General features: G+C 71.8%; 17 protein-coding genes. 7 read left to right on the forward strand and 10 right to left on the reverse strand.

Annotated features, from left to right (window positions below; all coding sequences use genetic code 11):
• Positions 1–16 precede the first annotated feature (16 nt).
• Positions 17–1,828: a DegV family protein gene (locus ACOQFR_RS05295; protein ID WP_421379328.1), complete on the reverse strand. Its 1,812-nt coding sequence runs from the start codon at positions 1,826–1,828 to the stop codon at positions 17–19.
• A 156-nt stretch (positions 1,829–1,984) separates the two neighbouring features.
• Here ACOQFR_RS05295 and ACOQFR_RS05300 point away from each other — a divergent pair, with 156 nt between their 5' ends.
• Together ACOQFR_RS05300 and ACOQFR_RS05305 are read left to right on the forward strand one after the other, a co-directional pair.
• Positions 1,985–2,236, forward strand: coding sequence for a hypothetical protein (locus ACOQFR_RS05300; RefSeq protein ID WP_421379330.1), 252 nt, complete (start codon positions 1,985–1,987; stop codon positions 2,234–2,236).
• A gap of 55 nt (positions 2,237–2,291) precedes the next feature.
• On the forward strand, positions 2,292–3,053 hold the full coding sequence (locus tag ACOQFR_RS05305) for a zinc-dependent peptidase (RefSeq protein WP_421379332.1): 762 nt from the start codon (positions 2,292–2,294) through the stop codon (positions 3,051–3,053).
• 10 nt (positions 3,054–3,063) lie between these two features.
• On the opposite strand, the gene ACOQFR_RS05310 is transcribed toward ACOQFR_RS05305, so the two are convergent.
• The 6 genes from ACOQFR_RS05310 to ACOQFR_RS05335 all read right to left on the reverse strand — a co-directional run bounded on the left by ACOQFR_RS05310 (position 3,064) and on the right by ACOQFR_RS05335 (position 8,727).
• Positions 3,064–4,449: an ATP-binding protein gene (locus ACOQFR_RS05310; protein WP_421379333.1), complete on the reverse strand. Its 1,386-nt coding sequence runs from the start codon at positions 4,447–4,449 to the stop codon at positions 3,064–3,066.
• A 6-nt stretch (positions 4,450–4,455) separates the two neighbouring features.
• On the reverse strand, positions 4,456–5,136 hold the full coding sequence (locus ACOQFR_RS05315; protein ID WP_139448769.1) for a response regulator transcription factor: 681 nt from the start codon (positions 5,134–5,136) through the stop codon (positions 4,456–4,458).
• 44 nt (positions 5,137–5,180) lie between these two features.
• The gene (locus tag ACOQFR_RS05320) at positions 5,181–5,600 is read right to left on the reverse strand and encodes a hypothetical protein (protein WP_421379335.1); all 420 of its coding nucleotides are present in this window, start codon (positions 5,598–5,600) and stop codon (positions 5,181–5,183) included.
• 129 nt (positions 5,601–5,729) lie between these two features.
• Positions 5,730–6,638, reverse strand: a complete 909-nt coding sequence (locus ACOQFR_RS05325) for an arginine deiminase-related protein (protein ID WP_421379337.1) — start codon at positions 6,636–6,638, stop codon at positions 5,730–5,732.
• Positions 6,635–7,624, reverse strand: a complete 990-nt coding sequence (gene dusA / locus ACOQFR_RS05330; RefSeq protein WP_421379340.1) for a tRNA dihydrouridine(20/20a) synthase DusA — start codon at positions 7,622–7,624, stop codon at positions 6,635–6,637. The genes ACOQFR_RS05325 and dusA overlap by 4 nt, the downstream gene beginning before the upstream one ends.
• Positions 7,621–8,727 (reverse strand): alpha/beta fold hydrolase, encoded by a 1,107-nt coding sequence (locus ACOQFR_RS05335; RefSeq protein ID WP_421379342.1) that lies wholly within the window; start codon positions 8,725–8,727, stop codon positions 7,621–7,623. The genes dusA and ACOQFR_RS05335 overlap by 4 nt, the downstream gene beginning before the upstream one ends.
• A gap of 258 nt (positions 8,728–8,985) precedes the next feature.
• Here ACOQFR_RS05335 and ACOQFR_RS05340 point away from each other — a divergent pair, with 258 nt between their 5' ends.
• Genes ACOQFR_RS05340 through ACOQFR_RS05350 form a run of 3 tightly spaced genes read left to right on the forward strand, consistent with a single transcriptional unit; the run spans position 8,986 to position 13,812 of the window.
• On the forward strand, positions 8,986–12,411 hold the full coding sequence (locus ACOQFR_RS05340) for a response regulator (protein ID WP_421379344.1): 3,426 nt from the start codon (positions 8,986–8,988) through the stop codon (positions 12,409–12,411).
• Between the two features lie 4 nt (positions 12,412–12,415).
• On the forward strand, positions 12,416–13,240 hold the full coding sequence (locus ACOQFR_RS05345; RefSeq protein WP_421379346.1) for a CheR family methyltransferase: 825 nt from the start codon (positions 12,416–12,418) through the stop codon (positions 13,238–13,240).
• A 2-nt stretch (positions 13,241–13,242) separates the two neighbouring features.
• Complete coding sequence (locus ACOQFR_RS05350) at positions 13,243–13,812, forward strand: chemotaxis protein CheB (protein WP_421379348.1); 570 nt, start codon at positions 13,243–13,245, stop codon at positions 13,810–13,812.
• A 16-nt stretch (positions 13,813–13,828) separates the two neighbouring features.
• Here ACOQFR_RS05350 and ACOQFR_RS05355 read toward each other — a convergent pair whose 3' ends face one another.
• A complete protein-coding gene (locus tag ACOQFR_RS05355; RefSeq protein WP_421379350.1) occupies positions 13,829–14,317 on the reverse strand; it encodes a copper resistance protein NlpE N-terminal domain-containing protein in 489 nt (162 codons plus the stop codon).
• A 127-nt stretch (positions 14,318–14,444) separates the two neighbouring features.
• On the opposite strand from ACOQFR_RS05355, the gene ACOQFR_RS05360 reads away from it, so the two are divergent.
• Both ACOQFR_RS05360 and ACOQFR_RS05365 read left to right on the forward strand, forming a co-directional pair.
• Positions 14,445–15,101 carry an energy transducer TonB gene (locus ACOQFR_RS05360; protein WP_421379352.1) on the forward strand — a complete coding sequence of 219 codons (657 nt, stop codon included), beginning with the start codon at positions 14,445–14,447 and terminating at the stop codon, positions 15,099–15,101.
• Positions 15,102–15,168: 67 nt separating this feature from the next.
• Positions 15,169–15,912, forward strand: coding sequence for a MipA/OmpV family protein (locus ACOQFR_RS05365; RefSeq protein WP_421379354.1), 744 nt, complete (start codon positions 15,169–15,171; stop codon positions 15,910–15,912).
• Here ACOQFR_RS05365 and ACOQFR_RS05370 read toward each other — a convergent pair.
• Positions 15,909–17,276, reverse strand: coding sequence for a diguanylate cyclase (locus ACOQFR_RS05370; RefSeq protein ID WP_421379356.1), 1,368 nt, complete (start codon positions 17,274–17,276; stop codon positions 15,909–15,911). The genes ACOQFR_RS05365 and ACOQFR_RS05370 overlap by 4 nt on opposite strands.
• 8 nt (positions 17,277–17,284) lie before the next feature.
• A complete protein-coding gene (locus ACOQFR_RS05375; protein WP_421379358.1) occupies positions 17,285–19,087 on the reverse strand; it encodes an acyl-CoA dehydrogenase in 1,803 nt (600 codons plus the stop codon).
• Positions 19,088–19,131: the final 44 nt, after the last annotated feature.

Below are 19,131 nucleotides of genomic sequence, written 5' to 3' on the forward strand. Positions count from 1 at the left end.
CGCGCGGCCGCGGCCGTCAGTCCAGCGGCTGCAGCGACACCACCAGCGCACCGGGGCCTGCGTGTGCGCCGATGGCCGGACCGGTTTCCACCAGCCAGCCCTGGGCGATGTCGAGCCGCGACTGCAGCGCCGACAGCAGCACCTGGCCATCGGCCAGCGCGTCGCAGTGGCCCACCACCAGTCGCCAGCGTTTGCCACGCGGCGTGCGCGCGGCGACGTAGGCGGCGAAGCGTTCGGCCACACGGGTCTTTCCGAACAGCCCCCCGGCCATGCCCAGGCGACCGGCCGGCTTCACTTTCGCGATCGGCGTCAGCCCCAGCCATTCCACCACCGGCTGCGCCCAGGCCGGCAGGCGTCCGCCGCGCACGGCGTGGCGGATGTCGCGGGCCAGCGCCCAGGTCAGGGTCAGCGGCTTGAGCCGCGCCAGTTCGGTCAGGATCTCCGGCACGTCGGCGCCGGCCACGGCCATTTCGCCGGCGCGCAGCGCCAGCAGGCCTTCGCCGCCCGACGCGTTGCCGGTGTCGAACACGTGCGTGCGCTCCGGATGGCCACGCTGGGCCGCGGTTTCCGCCGACTGCAGCGTGCCCGACACCGCCCGCGACAGTCCGACGTAGACCAGCGCGCGGTGATGCGAAAGCAGGAATTCGAACTGCCGGCGGAAATCCCCCGGCGGCGGCTGGCTGGTCCGCGGCAGCACGGCCTCGGTGCGCAGCCGGCGATAGAACTCGGCGGTCGACAGCCCGACCTTGTCCAAGTAGTCCTGGTCGCCGAAGTTCACGCGCGCCGGCACCATGTGGATGTTGTAGCGCTGCATCTCCGCTTCGGGCAGGTCGGCGGCGCTGTCGGTGATCACGGCCACGCCGACCGCACCGGCGGCGGTGCGCGCCTGCGCGTGCATGTCGTCGGCCTTGGCGCCATCGACGTGGCCAAAGCGCGCCGCGGTTTCGAACAGCGCGCGCGGGTCGGCCACGTGCGCGTGCAGGCGCAGGCGGGTCTGGCTGCCCGCGATCACCACGCAGGACGCGCCCAGCGCCGTCATCGCGGCGCGCAGGCCGGGCTTGTCCAGGGCCTCGCCCACCAGCAGGCATTCGCTGCACCAGCGGTGCGCCGGGTCGCCCTCGCCCAGTTCGCCGTGGGCCTGCGCGGCCTCGACGTCGGCAGGCAGTTCGTCCGCCACGCCGACCGCATCCACGGCGCCGGACGAAATGAAGTCGTCGATGCCCTCGAGCAGGTCCACGAAGCCCTGCGCGCCCGCATCCACCACGCCTGCGCGCGCCAGCACCGGCAGCTGGTTGGGCGTATTGGCCAAGGCGCGCCGGCTGTGTTCGAGCGCACGGCGGAACCAGCCGCCCAGGTCGCCGGCGCTGCGCTGTTCCAGCGCCTCGGCAAAGGCGGTGATCACGCTGAGGATGGTGCCTTCGCGCGGCTCGGACAGGGCCTGGCGCGCGGAGTCGGCGCCGGCCCGCACCGCGCGCGCCAAGGCCTCGGGTTCCAGCGCGCGCACCGGTCCCGCGGCTTCGGCCACGCCGGTGAGGAACTGCGCCAGGATCGCGCCGGAGTTGCCGCGCGCACCGTCCACCGCGTCCTCGCCCACGCGCCGCAGCAGGTCACCCGCGCCCTGCGTGCGCCGGCTCAGCGCGCCGGTCAACACGCCGCCCAGGGTGAAGGCCAGGTTGCTCCCCGTGTCGCCGTCGGGCACCGGGAACACGTTGATCTTGTTGAGGGTCTCGCGCTGGGCGATCACCCGCCGGGCCCCGGCGATCAGGGCGCGGCGCAGCGCGGGGCCGCGGATCAGCGGGCGCGGCAGGTCTAGAAAGGCGACATTCATGGGCTGCCGGAGTCTGCCCGAAGCCGCGGCGGCCGCCATGCTGCGGCGCATCATCAAAGTCCGGACGCGGCTTGCCGATTCGGCGTTAGAATCCGCCTTGCAACCTTCGGGGGCCGGATGGCATCCCTTGGGTAACTCCCACCGCAGGTGTCCGCCATGTACCGCATGCTGCTTGTCCTCAGCCTTGCCCTGTTCGCCACCGGCAGCCAGGCCGCCGAGGCGGTGCCGGTGGAATCCGAATCCGAGGCCTGCCCCAAGTCCGAGCCGGCCGCGGGAAAGCCGGCCGCCAACGGCGAAGGCACCAGCAGCACCGCGCGCCCGGGCGCGCCGGCCCCGGTGCGTCCGCGCAGCACCAGCGCCCGCGGCACGCCGCGCTGGCAGAGCCTGCTGCCGGGCATGTTCCGCTGAGGCCAGGCCTCCGGCCAGACTTGCCTCGTCCGCGCCGCGCCCGCACCCTGCGGGCATGAAATCCCTCTTCCGACGCTTCCGCAGCACCCCGCCCGAGCTGGCCGGGGACGATGCCCGCGCGCTGTTGGCCGACCTGCCCTGGCTGCAGCGGCTCGAGCCCGCGCGACTGGCCCGACTGTTCGACCTGGTGGCGCTGTTCCAGGCCGGCAAGACCATCACCCCGGTGCACGGCCTGGCGCTGGATGCGACCCAGCGCCGGCGCCTGGCCGCCCTCGCCTGCCTGCCCCTGCTGGAATTCGGCGCCGAAGGCCTGCGCGGCTGGTCCCAGGTGATCGTCTACCCCGGCGCCTTCCGCGTGCATCGCCAGCACCACGACGACGGCACCGGCGTGGTGGCGGAATGGCACGAGGAACTGGCCGGCGAATCCTGGGAACAGGGCCCGCTGGTGCTGTCCTGGGACGACGTGGAGGCCGACCTGGCCGAACCCGAGGCGGGCTTCCAGCTGGTCGCCCACGAGATGGCGCACAAGCTCGATGCGCTGGACGGCGCGATGGACGGCACGCCGCCGCTGCCCGCGGCCTGGCAGCGCGACTGGGCGCGCGATTTCCAGGCGGCGTACGAAGCTTTTTGCGCGCGCGTGGACGCAGGCGAAGACACGCCGATCGATGCCTACGCCGCCGAGGCCCCGGAAGAATTCTTCGCGGTCGCCACCGAATACCATTTCTCGGCACCGGACCTGCTGCAGCGCGAAATGCCTGCGGTGGCCGCGCACCTGCAGCGTCTGTACGGCGCGTCGCCGATCCCCGCGCCCGCCTGAGCGGGCCGATTCAGAACGCCGGCGGGAACCGCACCCGGAAGCGCGCGCCGCCCAGTTCGGTGGCCTGGCCCACGCTGAGTTCACCGCGATAGGCCGTGACGATGTCCTGCACGATGGACAGGCCGATGCCATGGCCCTGCACGCGCTCGTCGCCGCGCACGCCGCGCTGCAGCAGCAGTTCGACCTTCTCGGGCGGGATGCCGGGGCCGTCGTCGTCCACGGTGATGACGGTGCCGGGGCGGCGGTTGGCCGGCGCGGTCTCGACCTTCACGCTCAGCAGCACGCGCTTGTTGGCCCACTTGAAGGCGTTTTCCAGCAGGTTGCCCAGCAGTTCCTGCAGGTCGCCCAGCTCGCCATGGAAGCGCGCGGCGCTGTCGATGTCGAACTCGCACAGCACGCCGCGCGCGACGTAGACCTTTTCCAGGCCGGCGACGATTTCCTCGGCGCGCGGCTCGATCTCGATCGGCGCCGAGTACAGCGCATGGCCGCTGCGTGCGGCGCGCGAGAGCTGGTAGGACACGATCTCGTTCATGCGCTGCACCTGGCCGGCGACGTCGCGGCGCAGCTCGTCGTGGCTGGCGTCGGCGTCGAGCCGCGAGCGCAGCACGGCCAGCGGCGTCTTCAGGCTGTGCGCCAGGTCCGAAAGCGTGTTGCGGCTGCGCTCGAGGTGGCTGCGTTCGCTTTCGATCAGGCTGTTGATGGATTCGGTGATCGACTCCAGCTCGCGCGGGTGGGCGCCGGACAGTCGCAGGCTTTCACCCTGGCGCACGCGCGCCAGCTCGCGCTCCACGTTGCGCAGCGGCAGCAGGCTCCAGCGCAGCACCAGGATCTGCACCAGCACCAGCACCACCGCCGCGAAGCCGAGGTAGCCCCACAGCGCGCGCCGGAACACATTGACCTGGTCCTGGATCTGGCCGGCGTCCTCGAACACGCTGATGGTCAGCGGCGTGTCCTGGCTCGATTCCCAGACCACGCCGATCGAGTAGGCGTAGACGCTGTTCTCGGTGCCGCGGCCGTCGACGATGCTCAGCGGACCCTCGAAGCGACGCTCGCCCTGTTCGAGCATTTCCAGCGGCGGCAGCGAGCGGCCGAAGGACGAGGCCGAATTCCAGCGCAGGTTGTCGCCGCGCACGCTGGCGTACAGGCCGCTCTTGGGCACCATGAAACGCACGTCCAGCGGCGGCTCGGGCGGGATGAAGGCGCCGCTGCGGTCGATCTCGCTGCCGTAGATGTAGCCCAGGGCCAGGTTGGCCAGGCGCTCGCGCAGCGCGTTCTGGGCCGTGTCCACGAAGGCACGGTCCAGCGCATAGCCGGTGAAGGCCAGGAAGGCCACCAGCGCCAGGCTGGCCGCCAGCAGCTGCCGGGCCTGCAGCGAAAGGGTGCGCCAGCCGCGCACCCGGCTTTACTCGTCGCGCGGGATGGCGAAGCGGTAGCCGCGGCCGCGCACGGTCTCGATCGGCTTGATCTCGCCTTCCGGGTCCAGCTTCTTGCGCAGGCGGCCGATGAAGACTTCCAGCACGTTGGAGTCGCGGTCGAAGTCCTGCTGGTAGATGTGCTCGGTCAGGTCGGCCTTGGACACCAGCTCGCCCGCGTGCAGCATCAGGTACTCCAGCACCTTGTACTCGTAGCTGGTCAGGTCGACGCCGCTGCCGTTGACGGTCACCGTCTGGGCCGAGAGGTCCAGCTTGACCGGGCCGCAGTCGAGCGTGGGCTTGCTCCAGCCGGCGGCGCGGCGCAGCAGCGCGTTGAGGCGCGCCAGCAGTTCCTCGACGTGGAAGGGCTTGACCAGGTAGTCGTCGGCGCCGGACTTGAGGCCTTCGACCTTGTCCTGCCAGCTCGAGCGCGCGGTCAGGATCAGGATCGGGAACTTCTGGCCTTCGGCGCGCAGCGCCTTCACCAGGTCCATGCCCGACATCTTGGGCAGGCCCAGGTCGATCACGGCGATGTCGAACGGCACTTCGCGGCCGTGGTACAGGCCTTCTTCGCCGTCACCGGCGGTATCCACGGCGAACCCTTCGCGCTTGAGCCGCGCGGCCAGGGTTTCCCGCAGTGGAGCTTCATCCTCGACCAGCAGTACGCGCATGTCGTCTCCTTTCGACAGGGGACCGGCCCTCGCGGGCCGGGAGTTCAGTCGCGATCGTTGCGGCCACCGCGGCCGCCTTCGTCGCGACGCGGCATCGGGCGCTCGGCGGCCGGGGGCGGCGGCGCGGAGCGGTCCTGGGAATTGCGGCCACGCAGCATCGGGCTCTGGCGCGCCGAGTCCAGACGCTGGGTGCGTTCGGGGCGCGGCTCGCGGCCGCGGCTGTCGTGCAGCACGCGCACCCGGCCCTCCGGGGTCAGCACCTTCAGGCGGTAGACCTCGCGGCCACCGCGCTGCATGGGCTCGGCCTGCAGCACCCGGCCGCCGTCGCGCTCCACCTGGCGGACCCGGTCGGCGGCGGACTCGCGCTCGGTGCGCGGCCGCGGCGCCTCCTCTTCCTGGGCATGCGCAGGCATCACCGCGAGGAACGCGGCCAGCAGCAGCACGGGGCGAAGGGAGGTCAACATCGTCTGGATACTACTTCCAAGGGGGGCTTCCGGCTACCCGGAACATGCCGCGAAGTCTGGGCGGGAGGCGGTGAATCCGATCTGAACCCTAAGGCCTTCAAACACTTGGCGCAGGCGCGGGTTCAGGCCTCAGTAGATTTCCGCCACACAGCAGCGTAGCGAGCCGCCCGCCTTCTCGATTTCGTCCAGCGCCACCGGGGCCAGTGCGAACCCCGCTTCGGCCAGTGCGTCACGCTGGCCGGGCCGCAGGGCGTCGGCACCGGCCTGGCTGATCCAGACCCGGTCGTCCGACAGCGCGATGCAGTTGCCGGCGAAGCGGCCCTTCTGGTCCGGCGACAGTTCCAGCACGTGCGGCGCGTACAGCGCCGCGATGGCCGACGCGACCCCCGGGTCGGCGAAGCCGGCCGGGCAGACCACCAGGGCCCGGCCCGCCAGCACGCTCATGACCACGTTGGTGTGGTACTCGCCCGCCGCCAGGTCGAACATCAGGGTGGCGCGCAGGCCGAAGGCGGCGTGCATCGCGGCGGCGCCGGCTTCGTCGCAGCGCTCGCCCAGGCCGGCGTAGCCCAGGCCACGGGCGCGGTCGATCACCAGGGCGCCGGTCAGTTCGCAGATGCCGGGCTGGGCGCGCAGGTCCCGTTCGCGATAGCCCATGGCCGCGAAGAAGCCGCGGATGTCGGCGCGCTCGGCCTCGCGCTGGCGAACGGGATGCCGCATGTGGCCCAGGATCAGGCGGCCCGGGGCGGTGCCGAACACGTTGTTCGGGAACAGCGCATCGGGCGTGGCCGGGTCGCCGGGGAAGGCGACGGTCGGCAGCACGCCGGCCAGCGCGCGATGCAGGTCGCGGTGCTGGTCCAGCGCGCGCGCCGGATCCACGCGCACGCCCAGGTCCATGTAGGCGTTGTCGCTGGCCGACTGCTCGGCCAGCGCAAAACCCTCCGGCACCACCAGGAAGGCGGCCTTGGCGCAGGACGGCCCGAAGTCGGGCGCGGTATTGCGCGCAAGGCCGGCAAAGGCCTCCCGATCGCGGGTGATCATGCGGCGTCCTCGCGGCGCACGGTGACGGCCAGCGCGCGCTCCAGCAGATCCCAGCCGGCATCGGGGCGCGGCGCGCCTTCGCTCAGCACCTGCCGGAAGGCGCGGCCGCCGGGCTGGCCATGGAACAGGCCCAGCAGGTGCCGGGTCAGGTGCTTGACCGCGATGCCGCGCGCGCGGCACTGCTCGACATAGGGACGGAAAGCCAGCAGCAGCTCGCTGCGGGACTGCGGCGCCTGCGCGGGCGCGAACATGGCCCGGTCCATCAGGTGCAGCCGATAGGGCTCGTGGTAGGCGGCGCGGCCGATCATCACGCCGTCCACCTGGTCCAGCGCAGCCAGGCTGTCCTCCACCGTGGCCAGGCCCCCGTTGAGCAGGATGCCCAGCTCCGGGCGTTCGCGCTTGAGGCGATACACCCAGTCGTAGCGCAGCGGCGGGATCTCGCGGTTCTCCTTCGGGCTCAGGCCCTGCAGCCAGGCCTTGCGCGCATGCACCACGAACAATGGGCAGCCGGCGGCAGCCACGGTGTCGATGAAGGCACGGAACACCTCGTAGTCCTCCAGCTCGTCCACGCCCAGGCGGCACTTCACCGTCACCGGCACCGAGGACACCGCCGCCATCGCGGCGATGCACTCGGCCACCAGCGCCGGCTCGCGCATCAGGCAGGCGCCGAAGCGCCCGGCCTGCACGCGGTCGGACGGGCAGCCGACGTTGAGGTTGACCTCGTCGTAGCCCCAGTCGCCGGCGATGCGCGTGGCCTGCGCCAGATGCGCGGGATCGCTGCCGCCCAGCTGCAGCGCCACCGGATGCTCGACCGCATCGAAGCCCAGCAGGCGCTCGCGGTCACCATGCAGCACGGCCTGCGCATGCACCATCTCGGTGTAGAGCCGCGCGTTGGGCGCGAGCAGGCGATGGAAGACCCGGCAGTGGCGGTCGGTCCAGTCCATCATGGGCGCGACCGACAGCCGGTGCGACACGTGCAGACTCACGCCCGCCACCTGCGCCGGCTGGCCAGCGCCCTCTCCAGCGTGGCGACGGCCTCGGGATGCCGCATCAGCGACAGGTGGCCGGCGCCGTCCACGATCACCTGGCGGTCCTCCGGCACCGGCAGGCCGAGCGCGCTGCGCACGCTGACCAGGCCGTCGTTGTGGCCGGCCAGCTTGCCGGCCACCACGTAGGTGTCCACGCCGGGCGGCAGCTCGGCGTCGGAATGGTCGCGGCCCAGGTCGCGGATGCCCAGGCTGCGGCGGCGGCCCAGCCGCGCGAAGGGCTCGCTGTAGGGGCTCATGCCCAGCGCGAAATCGAACTGTGTGCCCGCGCGCTCGATCGACGAGCCGCGGTGCGGCGTGCCCAGGAACACCAGGGTGCGCAGCGACTGCAGCCAGGTCGCGCCCTCGGTTTCGGCGTGCGCGCAGGCCTGGCGCGTCACCAGTCCGCCCATGCTGTGGCCCACCACGGCCAGCTTGTCCACGCGGCGCGGCCAGTCGGCCAGCAACGCGTCGAGCTGGCGCGAGAACTCGGCGCCGTTCACCGACACCGACTGCCCGCTGTTGTAGTGCAGGTAAACCGGCGTATAGCCCAGGTCGCGGGCGGCGGCATGCATCGAGCCCTCGCCGCGCGGCCACTGGCGGTCGTGCATGCACAGGCCGTGCACGAACACGGCGATGCGGTTGCCGGGCTCGCGGCCATCAAACTTCAGGCGCATCGGGATCGCCAGCGGATTGCCGGCACGCGCCAGCCAGTCGCCGCTGATGCCGTTGAGCGCGGCGCGCAGGTGTTCGCGCTCGACCCGATCGACCCGCAGCCGGCCGCGGAACGGCGTCAGCGCGGTCTGGATGCCCCAGCCCACGCCGCGCACCACGTCGCGCACGCGGCCGTAGACGAAGCCCGGCAGGCCGCGCGTGCGCGGAGCGCCGGGACCCGCCGGCAGCGCCGCGCCCTGGCTGATCGCCGCGTGCAGGTGTTCGACCAGCTCGGTCACCGACAGCACGCCGTCGATGGACAGCTGGGCCACGCCCAGCGCATCGTCGACCAAAGAGGCGGCGGGTCCCGTCGAATCCTCGGGCGGGGTGGAGCGCGACAGGCGGGGCATGGGCACCGGGCCCGGGTGGTGAGGGAGCCGGGATGGTAGCAGTCCGCCGTGCAGCGGACGTCGACGCCCACGCGTGCAGGCAGGCTGCCAGGCCGTCGTTTGCACTTCGCATGATCGCCGCCCCTTGATTTACAGGCTCGCGCGGCCTCGGCTAGCATCCACGGCATCCTGCGCGGCCGCGCCCGACCGCAGCCCCGCCGGGCCGCCTGCCGGCACGACCGCTCCGCGCCAGGACGCCCCGCCGCCAGGAACCGCCCTATGACTCCCTTGTCCGACCGCCACGCCCCGAGTTCGCGCCCGGTCTTCCTGCCGCCGCGCACCTTCCTCGGCTTCGCCCTGGCGGCGCTGGCGATCGTGCTGATCACCGCCGTGTCCTACCAGTCGCTGCAGTCGCGCTCGGCCAGCGCCGCCCTGGTGCGCCACACCAGCGAGGTGATCAGCGGCATCGACAACCTGCTGGGCGCGTTCAAGGACATCGAGACCGGCCAGCGCGGCTTCCTGCTGACCGGTGAGGAGCGTTACCTCGAGCCCTACCACCAGGGCCGCGCGCGCCTGGCCAGCGAGCTCGAAGGCCTGGCGCGGCTCACCGCCGACAATCCCGAACAACAGGGCCGGCTGCGCCTGCTAAAGAGCCTGGGCGAGGACAAGCTGGCCGAGGTGGACGCCACCATTTTCCAGCGTCGCGCCGGGCAGGCCGAAGCCGCGCTGGCGGTGGTCAAGACCGACCGCGGCCGCACCGCGATGCAGCAGATCCGGCGCCTGGTGGACGAAATGAAGCAGCACGAGCGCAACCTGCTGGAAGACCGCCAGTCGAAATGGCTGGAGGCGGCGGCGACGTCGCTGTACGTGCAGCTGGGCGGCGCCGGGCTGCTGCTGGTGCTGGTGGTGCTGGGCGCGGTGCTGGCCTCGCGCGACCATCATGCGCGCGAAGTGCAGAACTGGCTGCGCGCCGGGCAGACGGACTTGGCCGAACGGCTCACCGGCGACCTGCGCCTGGAAGACCTGGCCGAAAATGCGATCGGCTTCCTGTGCAGCCACCTCGAGGCCCCGGTGGGCACGGTGTACGCGCGCGTCGGTGACGACTTCCCGATCGTCGCCAGCCGCGGCCGCGACGACAGGGCCCCACCGCCGCTGCCCGCCGCCGCGCTGATCCGGCAGACGGTCACCGCCGACGGCGCCGTGGTCGTGCGCGACGTGCCCGACGATTATTTCCACGTGCAGACCAGCCTGGGCCGTTCGCGCACCCGCGCGCTGCTGCTGGCCCCGGCCTGCGTGGATCGGGTGACCCACGCGGTGATCGAACTGGGTTTCTTCCGCGAGGTGCGCCCTGCCGACGTCGAGTTCATCGACCGCGTCGCCGAGATGCTCGCCATCGCCATCCGCAGCGCCAAGGACCGCAGCCAGCTCGAGGCGCTGCTGGAAGAGACCCAGCGCCAGGCCGAGGAGCTGCAGACCCAGCAGGAGGAGCTGCGGGTGAACAACGAGGAGCTCGAGGAACAGAGCCGCCTCACCCGCCAGGCCCACACCCTCCTGGAGGCGCAGCAGACCGAGCTGGAGCAGAGCAACGCCCAGCTCGAGGAACAGGCGCAGATGCTCGAGGCCCAGACCCTGGACCTGACCGAGGCCCAGGCCGCGCTGCAGGCCCGCGCCACCGAACTGGAGCGCGCCAACCAGCACAAGTCCGACTTCCTGGCCAACATGAGCCACGAGCTGCGCACGCCGCTCAATTCCACCCTGATCCTCTCGCGCCTGCTGGCCGACAACCGCAGCGGCAACCTCAGCGAGGAAGAGGTCAAGTTCGCCGAAACCATCAGCTCGGCCGGCAACGACCTGCTGGCGCTGATCAACGACATCCTGGACCTGTCCAAGATCGAGGCCGGCAAGCTGGAACTGGTGTGCGAGCCGACCGATGTGGTGCCCCTGCTCACCGACCTGGCCGACGCCATGGGTCCGGTCGCGCGCGCGAAGGGCCTGGGCTTCGACCTGGCGCTGGAGCTGCCGGCTGACGCGGTGATCGACACCGACCGCCAGCGCCTGGCGCAGATCCTCAAGAACCTGGTGTCCAACGCCATCAAGTTCACCGAGCAGGGCCACGTGGAGCTGCACGCGAAGGTGCACGACGGGCAGCGAATGGCCTTCTCGATCACCGACACCGGCATCGGCCTGCCCGCGCACCAGCACGAGGTGATCTTCGAGGCCTTCCGGCAGGCCGACGGCAGCACGCACCGCCGCTACGGCGGCACCGGCCTGGGCCTGTCCATTTCCCGCGACCTGGCGCGCCGGCTGGGCGGCGACATCCTCGTGCACAGCGAGGAAGGCAAGGGCAGCACCTTCGTGCTGACCCTGCCGCTGCGCTACCAGGGTCCGCTGGAGCTGCCCGTGCCGGCCCCGGCGCCCCCGCCGGTGCGGGTGCCGCCGGCACGTCCGGCGCCGCCGCCGGCCACCGCCGTCGCCGGCCTGCCGGACGACCGCGAGAACCTGGGTCCGGACCGCCGCATCATCCTGGCCGTGGAGGACGACCCGGCCTTCGCCGGCATCCTGCGCGACCTGATCCGCGAGATGGGCTTCGACAGCGTGCTGGCGCACACCGCGCAGGACGGGCTGGCGGCGGCGGAGCGCTACGCGCCGCACGCGATCCTGCTGGACGTCAACCTGCCCGACCTCTCGGGCCTGGGCGTGCTCGACCAGCTCAAGCGCAATCCGCGCACGCGCCACATCCCCGTGCACATGATCTCGGTGGCCGACTACTCGCGCGAGGCGCTGGAGCGCGGCGCGGTGGGCTACGCGCTCAAGCCGGTCAAGCGCGAGGCGCTCAAGGCCGCGCTGCAGCGGCTGGAGGCCAAGTTCTCGCAGGAACAGAGCGCCGTGCTGGTGATCGAGGACGACCCGCGCCAGCTGGAAAGCATGCGCCTGCTGCTGCAGTCGCCCGGCACCCGCGTGGTTGGCGTGGAAACCGCGGGCGACGCGCTGCAGCGGCTGGCCACGTCCCGCTTCGACTGCATCGTCATGGACCTCAACCTGCCCGACCTGAGCGGCTACCAGCTGCTCGAGCGCCTGGCCAAGCAGCAGAGCGGCAGCTTCCCGCCGGTGATCGTCTACACCGGCCGCTCGCTGTCGCGCGAGGAAGAGGCGCAGCTGCGCAAGTATTCCGACTCGATCATCGTCAAGGGCGCGCGCTCGCCCGAACGCCTGCTCGACGAGGTCACGCTGTTCCTGCACCAGGTCGAGTCCAGCCTGCCGCCGGAAAGCCAGCGCATGCTCAAGGCGGTGCGCGAGCGCGACGAGCACCTGGAGGACCGCCGCATCCTGGTGGTGGAGGACGACGAGCGCAACATCTTCGCGCTCACCAGCGTGCTCGAGCCCAAGGGCGCCCGGGTGGAGGTGGCGCGCAACGGCCGCGAGGCGCTCGAGCGCCTGCAGCGCCGCAGCGAGGAGGCCGGTGACGCCGCGCCCTACGACCTGGTGCTGATGGACATCATGATGCCGGAGATGGACGGCTTCACCGCGATGCGCGAGATCCGCAAGAACCCGGCCTGGGCCCGGCTGCCGATCATCGCGCTGACCGCCAAGGCGATGCGCGACGACCAGGAGCAGTGCATCGCCGCCGGCGCCAACGACTTCATCGCCAAGCCGCTGGACGTGGACCGACTGCTGTCGCTGGCCCGCATCTGGATCGCGAAGTAGGCCCATGCCGATCGAGCCGCTCGACGTCGAGGCCCGGCTGCTGATCGAAGCCATCCTCGCGCGCTACCACTACGATTTCCGCGAATACGCCTTCGTCTCGGTGAAGCGGCGTCTGGGCAATGCGCTGTCGCGCTTCGGCTTCAGCTCCATCTCCGAACTGCAGGGCAAGGTGCTGCGCGACCCGGCGCTGTTCTCGCAGCTGCTGGACTACCTGACCGTGCAGGTCAGCGACATGTTCCGCGACCCGCCCTACTTCAAGGCCCTGCGCACCGAAGTGCTGCCGGTGCTGGAAACCTACCCCTCGTTCAAGGTGTGGGTGGCGGGCTGCAGCACGGGCGAGGAGGCCTACTCCATCGCCATCCTGCTGCGCGAGGCCGGGCTGCTTTCGCGCGCGCTGATCTACGCCACCGACATCAACGCCCGTGCGCTCGACCAGGCCCGGCTGGGCGTGTACTCCCAGGACCGCGTGGCCGGCTTCGCGGCCAACCATGCCCAGTCCGGCGGCACGGTGCCCTTCAGCGAGTACTACACCGCGGCCTACGGCAATGCGGTGCTGGACAAGTCGCTGCGCAAGCACATCGTGTTCGCCGACCACAGCCTGTCCACCGACAGCGTGTTCGCCGAGGTGCAGTTCGTGTCCTGCCGCAACGTCCTGATCTATTTCGACCGCGGGCTGCAGGACCGGGCGCTGGGCCTGTTCGCCGACGCGTTGGCACCGCGCGGCTTCCTCGGCATCGGCTCGCGCGAGTCGCTGCGCTTCTCCCGGCACGCGCCGCGCTTCGAGGAAGTGAGGCGCGACGAACGCGTGTTCCGCAAACGCCCGGCCTGAGCATGCCCACGCGCGCACATGCCATCGTGATCGGGGTGTCCAGCGGCGGCGTCGAGGCCCTGGGCCAGCTGCTGCCGGCGCTGCCGCCCACGCTGCGGGCCGCGGTGATGGTGGTGCTGCACCTGCCGCCGGACCGGCCCAGCCTGCTGTCGGCCATCTTCGCCGGCGCCTGCGCGCTGCCGGTGAAGGAGGCCGAGGACAAGGAGGATGTGCAGCCCGGCCACGTGTACTTCGCGCCGCCCGATTACCACCTGCTGGTGGACCGCGGCCCGCGCCTGGTGCTGTCCTTCGATCCGCCGGTGCAGTTCTCGCGGCCCGCGATCGACCCGCTGTTCCAGACCGCGGCCGATGTCTACGGCAAGCGCTTGTGGGGCATCGTGCTGACCGGCAACAGCGAGGACGGTGCCGACGGGCTGGCGGCGGTGCATCGCGCCGGCGGCCGCTGTTTCGTGCAGGACCCGCGCACGGCCGCGAGTCCGCTGATGCCGGGTGCGGCGCTGGCGCGGGTGCCCGGGGCCACGTCGCTGCCGCTGCTTGAGCTGGCGCGACGGCTGTCGGCCTGGCCCGACTGAGTCGGGACGGGCGCGCTTACATCCGCTGCAGGCGGTAATCGATGCCGTTGCCGACCGGGCGGTTTTCGCCGTCGAGCATTTCCAGCGCGCCGTCCGGCTGCAGCCAGAACCAGCGGCTGCTGCCTTCGGGGTCGAGCCGGTAAACCACCGCCGGCTGATCGCTGATCTCGCCCGCCTCCTCGCGCCACTCGCCTTCCTGCACGAAGCGGTTCTCGCCCTCGCCCTCCCCGCCCAGGTAGGTTTCCTCCAGCAGGTAGCTCTGGCGCGCGCCGTCACTGCTCAGCACCAGGCGGGTCTGGATGCCGTCGCAGTCGGCGCAGGGCAGTACGCCCAGCCAGCTGATCTCGAAGCGCTCGCCCTGGGTGGGCGACGCGGCGACACCGGGCGGGGCCTCGCCCGCCGCCCCGGGGCTGTTGCCCCCCGGAGCGGACTCGCCGCCGCAGGCGGCCAGCGCCAGCGCGGCGCAGCAGGCCAGGGACAACATCAGCGGACGCGGCAGGGCCATCGGGAGGTCTCCGGAAGTGCCTCCATCCTAGCCGCTGCACGCGCTGGTGCACGATCCGCGACGGCATCAACCCCGTTTCCGCCACCCGTTCGTTCATGTCAGGGCCACCCCCGCCAGGAGCGATGCCATGGACCACGCCGCCACCCCCACCCCGACCTTCGCCGGCATCGACGCCCGGCGCATCGCCGCCAACACCGGCGTGCTCGCCCTGCATGCCGCGGCACTGGCGGTGATGCTGCTGCCCTCGTCGTGGACGCCCGAGCCGCAGACGCGGGAGGAAACGGTGCCGATCGTCTTCATCGAACCCCGGCGCGAGCCGCTGCCCACGACGCCGCCTCCGCCGGTGCGGGTGCAGGAGGTGAGGGTCCCCCCCACCGTGCGCCCGACGCCTACCCAGGTGCCTGTGCAACTGCCCGACCCCGGCCCGGTGATGACGCAGGGCGACACCTACGCCGAACCCGTGGACGCCACCGCCACCGTGGACAGCTTCGAGGTGGGCCCGCCCCAGCTCGAGACCCTGGCCTACGACCGCCATCCGGCGCCGCGCTATCCGCGCCTGGCCCTGCGCCGCGGCCTGACCGGCACCGTGCTGCTGCGCGTGCTGGTGGACGAGACCGGCCAGGTCAAGGACGTGGTGATCGAGCAGTCCAGCGGCCATGGCGAGCTCGACCGCGCCGCCCGCGAGCAGGTGCTGGCCCAGTGGCGCTTCCACCCGGCCCAGCGCATGGGCCGCGCGGTGCCGGCCTATGCCCTGGTGCCGATCGCGTTCAACCTGCCGCGCTGACGCCGGCATCACGCCGGTTGGACAGGGAGTCACGCACAATGCGTGACCCCCGATCTGGTGCCTGCCCATGCGTAACGCCCTACTCTTCGCTTCGCTGCTCGCTGCCGCGCCCGTCCTTGCACAGGAACCCGATGCGCCGCGCTGGACCTTCGGCGTGCTGGCCGCCGACCGCGACGCGCCCTACCGCGACCTGGACGAAGACCTGCTGGTGGTGCCCCTGGTCCGATTCGAGGGCGAAGACTTCTACCTGCGCGGCCTGCGTGGCGCCTGGCGCCTGAGCCGCAGCGACCGCCACGAGCTGGCGCTGTTCGGACAGGTCCGCACCGACGGCTACGACAGCAAGGATTCCGATTTCCTGACCGGCATGGACGACCGCCGCATGTCGCTGGACCTGGGCATCGCTTCGACCTGGACCTCGCCGCGCTTTGGCGCCCTGGAACTGTCGCTGGCCGGCGATGCGCTCGACCGCAGCGGCGGCTTCGAGGCGGCCGCGTCCTGGAATGCGCTGTTCCGCGCCGGCGGCTGGACCTTCATCCCGGGCGTGGCCGTGCGCTGGCAGGACGCGTCGCTGGTGGACTACTACTACGGCGTGCGCAACGACGAGGCCATCGCCGGGCGCCCGGCCTACGAGGCCGACTCGGCCGTGGTCCCGGACGTGTCGCTGCTGGCCACGCGCCCGCTGTCGAAACGTTGGACGATCTTCGCCCGCGCCAGCCACGCCTGGCTTCCGTCGGAGATCAGCAACAGCCCGATCGTGGACGACGACGGCAGCACCGGTCTGATGATCGGCCTGGGCTGGTCGCCGGACTAATCGGCCGGCATCGCGCGGTCGCGACCGGCCTGCTTGGCCGCGTACAGCGCCGCGTCCGCACGCTGCACAAGCGCATCGGCGGGTTCGCCGGCGCGGGCCTGCGCCACGCCCACGCTGGCCGTCACCGCCCGGTGCAGCCACAGCCCGCTGCGGATGTTGTGCACGATGCGTTCGGCCACCGTGGTCGCATCGTCGCGCCGCGCGCCCGGCAGTAGGACTGCGAACTCCTCGCCCCCGTAGCGGGTCGCCAGGTCACCGGGACGCAGCGCCAGCGGCAGCAGCTGGCCGGTCTGGCGCAGTGCCTCGTCGCCGGCCGGATGGCCGAAGCTGTCGTTGTATTGCTTGAAGTGGTCCAGGTCGATCAACAGCAGCGAATAGGGCCGCCCCTGCAGCTCCAGGCCCTGCGCCAGCTTCGCCAGGGCCGCATCGAAGGCACGGCGGTTACCCAGGCCGGTGAGCGCATCGGTGTGGGCGCTGTCGCGCAGGATCCGCGCGCTGCGGCGCTCGCGCTCCACCCTATCCAACAGGGCGCTGGCCCACCAGATCATCACCGCCACGGCCACGCCCGACGAGGTCGCCAGCACGGTGATGGTGGCGCCTTCGGAAAGCAGCCGGCGGGTGTGCGCCAGCTGCGCCAGGTAGCTCAGCAGCACCGGAACCAGCAGTGCCGGCAGCAGCGTGCGCCGCGCCAGTTCCGCGCCGAAGGTGTCCGACAGCATGATGCGAAGCAGGCCCGCCTCCGGCTGCGAGGCCAGCCAGCCCAGCGCCAGCAGCAAGAGCAGCACCGCGGTATGCACCGAGATCGGGTTGAAGGGCGCCTCGCGGCTGCCCATGCCCATCGCGTAGCCGTAGGCGCTGAGGGCGAACAGCGCGATCGCCAGCACCGCCAGCGCCAGGGCCTGGTCCAGCCAGCGTTCGCGCGAATGGCGCGGACGCACGCCGCGCCAGCCCAGCAGCAGGAAGCCGATGGCGCTGATCTGCGACATGCGTCCGGGCAGCCGGCCCTGCGCCACGGCCTGCGGATCGGCGAACAGCAGGGTGTCGATGCCCAGGTCCCGGCCGGTGGCGTACTGCAGCAGCGTGGTCACGCCCAGCGCCAGCACGCCGCAGGACAGCAGCACGCACAGGCGCGGTGCCCACGGCGCCGGCAGCTGCAACACCGCCAGCGCCAGCCCGGCCAGCATCAGGCCAATGGCGGTGTTGGCCTTCATGGCGGCATGGCCCGGCAGCACGGTCCGCAGCACTTCCACGTCCAGCGCCCAGCCGGCCAGTGCCGCCAGGGCCACGACGACCGCGGCCAGGCCGGCGACCCACGAGGAGCGCGCCAAGCGGCGCGCATGCCCCGGCAGCAGGGACAGCGGCATGTCCCTGCTCACAGCCATTCGGGTCGCGTGTCCAGTACGCAGCGGTCGAGCGCCGACAGCAGCCGCGCATCGTGTTCGACCGTCGGCAGTTCGTGCACGAAGAAGTATCGGCAGGCGGCGAGCTTGCCCGCATAGAAGTCGCGGTCGGCGTCGGTGCCGGCCTCGGCCTGCGCGGCCACCACCGCCTGGCGCAGCCAGCTCCAGGCGATGGCCACGTGCCCGACCAGGCGCAGGTAGCGGCCGGCATTGGCCAGCGCCGCGCGCGCCTCGCCCGCGGCCATTGCCTCGCCCAGCGTGCCGGTGGTTCTGGCCACCAGGCCGGCGTAGTGCGCCAGCGCAATTGCGTGCTCGGTGAGGGCGGGCACGGCACCGGCCGCGGCCACCGTGGCCGCGATCTCGCGCAGCAGCAGTTTCAGGGCGGCGCCCTTGTCCAGCATGGCCTTGCGGCCCAGCAGGTCCAGGGCCTGGATGCCGTTGGCGCCTTCGTGGATGGGGTTGAGCCGGTTGTCGCGCCAGTACTGCTCCACCGGATATTCGCGCGTGTAGCCGTAGCCGCCCAGCACCTGGATCGCGAGATCGTTGGCCTGCACGCACCACTCCGCCGACCAGGCCTTGACCACCGGCGTGAGCAGCTCCAGCAGCAGGTGGGCCTCCTGGCGGCGCGCGGGCTCGGGGTCCTGGCCCTGCATGTCCACCAGGGTGGCGCTGTACATGGCCAGCGCCAGCGCGCCTTCGACGTAGCACTTCTGCCGCAGCAGCATGGCGCGCACGTCGGCGTGCTCGATGATCGGCACCGGCGGCGAGGCCGGGTCCTTCTGATCGGGCTGCCGGCCCTGGCGGCGCTCGCGCGCGTACTGCCGCGAGTACAGGTAGCCGGCGCTGCCGAGCATGATCGCGCCGACGCCGACGCCGATGCGCGCCTCGTTCATCATGTGGAACATCTGCGCCAGGCCCTGGTGCGGTTCGCCCACCAGTTCGCCCAGGCAGTCGCCGCGCTCGCCGAACTTGAGGAAGGTGTTGACGATGCCGCGCTGGCCCAGCTTGTGGTTGACGCCGGCCAGCTGCACGTCGTTGCGCTCGCCGAGGCCGCCCTCCGGCGACAGCCGGAACTTGGGCACGATGAAGAGGCTGATGCCCTTCACACCTGCGGGCGCGTCAGGCAGCCGCGCCAGCACCAGGTGCACGATGTTCTCCGACAGCTCGTGCTCGCCTCCCGAGATCCACATCTTGGCGCCGGTCAGGCGATAACGGCCCTCGCCCGCCGGTTCGGCGCGGGTGCGGATGTCGCCCAGCGACGAGCCTGCCTGCGGTTCGCTCAAGCACATCGTTCCCAGCCAGCGACCCGACAGCAGGTGCGGCCGGTAGCGCGCGTTCTGTTCCGGCGTGCCGTGCGCCTGCAGCAGGTTGGCCACGCCGCGCGCCAGCAGCGCATAGCCGATGGTGGAGACATTGGCCGCCGCGAACATCGCGTCGCAGCCCAGGGCCACCGTGTAGGGCAGCTGCATGCCGCCCTCGTCGCCGTCGGCCAGCAGCGCCGGGAAGCCGGCCTCGGCATAGGCATCCAGCGCCGCCTTCACCTGCGGCAGGATGCGCACGCCGCCGGCCTCGAACGCCGGCTCGGCGACGTCGCTGGCGCGGTTGTGGTCGGCGAAGCGCGCCAGCGCCAAGGCATGCGCGGTTTCCAGCACGGCGTCGAAGGTCTCGCGCGAATGTTCGGCGAAGCGCGGGTAGCGGCACAGCGCAGCGGCGTCCTGCAGCTCGTACAGCAGGAAATCCAGGTTGCGGCGATCCAGCAGCGGACTGTCAGGCATGGGGCGGTCCCGGAGGGTTCGGGCCCGAGCTTAGCAACCCGGCC

Source organism: Arenimonas sp. MALMAid1274 (genome assembly GCF_049195245.1).
Taxonomy (GTDB): domain Bacteria; phylum Pseudomonadota; class Gammaproteobacteria; order Xanthomonadales; family Xanthomonadaceae; genus Arenimonas.